Genomic DNA, 4,244 nt, shown 5'->3' with positions numbered 1-4,244 from the left:
TCGAAAAAGTGACTAATTTTTCTAAAAATAGATTAGCAGAAAACAAGGATACCAGCATATTTAATATTTTAGAGCAAGCAAGGACTGCTGCCAGAGGGAGAAACTGGTTGCTAGTGACTCAATGTTTACAAGAGTTACCCCTCGATCTTAATAATAAACGATCTGCAAGTAGCAGCGCTAGCCTAGGGCAAGCAGATTGCGATATAATCCTGAAGCTAGCCGTAGAGGTACTTGCAGCAGGGGATTTTCAAGAGCGGTGGGAAGTTGCTAAAATATTTCCGGCTATTGGGGAAACTGCGATCGCGCCCTTAGTAGAAATTCTGGAAGATGAAGAGGCTGATTTAGAATTCCGTTGGTTTGCCTGTCGGATTTTAGGGCAGTTTCCTCAAGCAACGGCAGTCATGTCTTTGGTGAAACTGCTTGAGATAGAAGAGGATGAAGATTTAACTGAAATGGCCGCCCAATCCTTAGCTAATTTGGGCAGTTCCGCTATTCTACCATTAAGTAATTTACTTGCCAAGGAAGAGTCAAGACTGTTGGCAGTCAAAGCATTATCTCATATCCGACATCCAGATACGATCGCACCGTGGCTGACTGTGGTTAACGATCCTTTACCTGTTATCCGCGCTACTGCAATTGAATCGTTGAATAGTTTTCACCATCCTCAGATTACCACAGTTCTCCTGGCTGCGCTCAAAGATACAGCCACGGCAGTCAGAAAAGAAGCCATTATTGGCTTGGGTTTACGAGTTGGAGAAATACCACAAAATTGTAATTTAGTCAACCATCTTAAACCACTTCTGTACGATCTAAATGGGGAAGTATGTCGTCAAGCAGTAGTGGCGCTGGGGCGAGTGGGAACGGATGCCGCCGCCGATGCACTCTTTCCCATTCTCAAGTCACCTTTAACGCCGATTAGTCTAAAAATAGAAATAGTCCGTGGTTTGAGTTGGATGGAAACGGCTAAAGCGCTAGACTATTTGCAAGAAGGCTTACTTTGGGGTTCGGAATCAATCTGTATAGAAATTATCAGCGTTTTGGGGCGGATAGAATCTCTCAGTTTAAAACCCAAAGCCACTCAGATTATAATCGATTTTCTCCACTCCGGACAAGCAGTCTGTCAAGAAACCCTAATTAAACAAGCCATCGCTCTATCATTAGGACAACTGGGAGAATCTACAGGGATAGATTCTTTGCAGGAGTTAGCAGAGGATGACCAAGAGGGAGTAAGATTACATGCGATCGCGGCACTTAAGAAATTTAGTTATTAACTCAAGCTTATACCGATCTGGTTACGAGTGCTAATCGCTGGTGGGAAAGAGCAAAATTTCACAATTAGCGATTAAAGTAACAAATTGATTGATGAAGCTCAACTTACGTTAATATTACTCATCAATATATTAATAATTCTTGACTATTTTGGAGTAATCTTCCTCGCTAAATTCAACTTTATCATATATATCTAATAGAGATATTTCAAAGGAAATAGATGAGAGAGACAAACTGTCTTCCTCACTATCATATTCAGAAAATATCCATTTATTGCTATCGCTTTTATAGTATTGCTCTATATGTAAGGTGTATTGATCGATAAGGATATATTCCTGAAATCCAGGGATAGTGCGATAAGCGGCAAATTTTTCATCGCGATCGTAGCTTTTAGTGGATTTAGAAAGTACTTCGACAATCATCAAGGGATTGGTAATGGTATCTTTCCGTCCCTTAGCAAATTCTAGTTTACCAGAAACAACTATAATATCTGGATAGGTATGAATTTGCTTTTTGGGAATCCAAAGTCTTTGGTCAACTACAAATACCCGATAAGGTTTCCCCTTGAGAGCAAAATTAAGCGATCCGCTTAAGTTAAGACTAATTTGGTTATGATTGGGTAGTCCACCTGTCATAGTAATTATTTCTCCATTAATATATTCATGGCGTTCTTTAGAGTCAACCTCTAGCTCTAGATATTCTTCTGGAGTATAGTATTTCTGTTCTCGTGACTGTAATAGCATAGTTTTACCTCTTTCTTAAAGGGGAATAGGGAGTAGGGAGTAGGGGGTAGAATAATTAGCCCATTAGCAATTAGCAATTAGCTATTAGCTATTAACAATTACTGCGAAAAATAGCGAATCAATTCAGCAACTGAGACAGCATGTGCAATCGCACCTTGGGGATTGTGAGGTGAATCGCCATCAAAAAGTTGAGAAATCGAACCGAGACAAGCTTCTTGCTGAAAATGATCCAGTAACGGTTGCCAATCAAAAGGCAGGGCTTCTGTGGGATAAAATCTTTGCCATGCGCGACTAAATGGTCCAATTAACCAACTCCACACTGTACCCTGATGATAAGCGCGATCGCGATGAGTGGGATTGCCATTATATTTACCGATATAATTGGGATCTCCTGGATCGAGACTGCGCAAACCGTAGGGGGTAAGAAGACGATCTCTTGCTACTTGTAAAACCTGACGTGCCTGCTCTTTTGGAAAACCACAATGATATAGGGATAGTGCAATAATAGCATTAGGACGAATCGTACCATCTCTGCGATCGTCTGGCTCAATTGTATCGTATAAGTAATTAAATTCTGGATGCCAAAATTTCTGTAGAGATGCTTTTACCTTTTCTGCTTGCTGTGTATAGTGTTGAGAGTGGTGCATCAGGCGGATGCGATCGGAAACAGCACCAATCACCATTTTCTCTGTCCACTGACTCAGCCAACATAATGCTGAATACCAAAGCGCATTAATTTCTACAGGTTTTCCTCGACGTGGTGTAATTGGTTTGCCATCTAATACAACATCCATCCAGGTAATAGCAACATTTGGTGCATTCCAAGTTAGTAATCCATCTGTAGCATCCACTTGAATTTGATAATGAGTCCCCGCTGTATACGCTTTGTATATTTTCCGCACTAGGGGATATTGTTGGAGCAAAAAATCCCAATCCTGGGTTATTTCTAGGTAAAGCCCTAGTGTCTCTAGCCACCAGAGAGAAGCATTGATACTATTATATATTGGTTGGATGCTGCCATTAGGAAATGTATTGGGAATTAAGCCATTTTTACAATAGCTGCCAAAGGTTTTGAGTAATCCTTTAGCGAGGGTAAAACGTCCCGTGGCTAAAGCTAATCCGGGGATAGAAATTAGGGTATCTCTACCCCAATCGTTGAACCAAGGATAACCTGCTATTACTGTGGGACTGCCAATTGATGCGCGGTAGGTAATAAAGCGATCGCCTCCTTGTAATAATTGATGCCAAGTTTTGTTGGAAAGTGTTTTGTTGGGAGTGGTGAGTGAATTTTGACTTTTGACTTTTGACTTTTGATTTAATAGTTGCTTTTGTCTTGTTTCTTCGTTTAGCAAGGCTTGTTCAAAAGATTGGGAGGTGATTTTGGTTATAGTATTTTCAGGACATCCCACTCGTGCTTCTATAGTTACGGTTTCTCCTGGTTGAAGCATTACTGTTAGGTAACCGGGACTATATAAATCTTCTCTGTCACCTAATCCCCGTTTGTTTTCTTCTGGATAGTAATAATTCCAATACCAAAGTCCATCTGGTCGATAATTCCCGTCACTCCAGTGCAATTGCCAGGGTGTTCCCGGTTTACCTTGACGAATAGATTGTAAGTAAATGCGCTGATTACTGACTAGTTGGGAAAATTGAATTGTATCATCGGCGAATTGTTGTTTGTGAAAATTGCGATCGCCAATTAATGGTCTTAGTCTTAATATCCCAGATTTACTCCCTTCATATCGATACTTAACCATAACTCGGTGACAAAATTGGGGTATAGTAGGGCTAATTTTCTCTTGCCTCTCACCCTTTACCTCTTGCTTTTTTTCTATGCCATAAGGCATTTGGATAGCTCTTGTCAATTGCCAGTCTTCGCTGCCCCAAATCCATGTTGGAATTGGATTGATTTCAAAAGAGCGTAGGAGTTGGTATCCTAATGGATCGATAGTTTTGCCGCCATCCCAAAAATTAGTGGAAAGTGCCCATATTTTTCCTGCTATTTCCAAGCTGGCATCAAAATGAGATAGTAATAGCGTGCGGCTTCCTGGTGGCTCAAGGGCTGCAATCAACCAACCGTGATAGCTGCGAGTGCGGGCATCACAGATTGTACCGCTACTCATACTGCCCAAGCCATTAGTTAGCAGCCATTCTCGTCTGTCTAATTTTTTCACTAACCTATACTGCATGTAAGAAATTATCCAAAATGGACAGGGAGCCGGGGAGCAGGGG

3 protein-coding genes are annotated in these 4,244 nt (G+C 41.2%); 1 reads left to right on the top strand and 2 read right to left on the bottom strand.

The features are described 5' to 3' along the window. Positions 1-1,271 (top strand): HEAT repeat domain-containing protein (locus NJ959_RS26280; protein ID WP_254014715.1); only part of this gene is annotated, 1,271 nt, incomplete at its 5' end. Positions 1,272-1,400: 129 nt separating this feature from the next. Here NJ959_RS26280 and NJ959_RS26275 read toward each other — a convergent pair. Beyond that, a complete protein-coding gene (locus tag NJ959_RS26275) occupies positions 1,401-2,012 on the bottom strand; it encodes a Uma2 family endonuclease (RefSeq protein ID WP_254014714.1) in 612 nt (203 codons plus the stop codon). Positions 2,013-2,110: 98 nt separating this feature from the next. Further along, positions 2,111-4,186, bottom strand: a complete 2,076-nt coding sequence (locus NJ959_RS26270) for an amylo-alpha-1,6-glucosidase (protein ID WP_373693715.1) — start codon at positions 4,184-4,186, stop codon at positions 2,111-2,113. Positions 4,187-4,244 lie beyond the last annotated feature (58 nt).

The organism is Limnofasciculus baicalensis BBK-W-15 (assembly GCF_024178385.1).
GTDB classification, from domain to species: Bacteria; Cyanobacteriota; Cyanobacteriia; order Cyanobacteriales; family Coleofasciculaceae; genus Limnofasciculus; species Limnofasciculus baicalensis.
The sequence above is the reverse complement of the archived record's forward strand: the minus strand, read 5'-3'. Positions and strand labels throughout refer to the sequence as shown.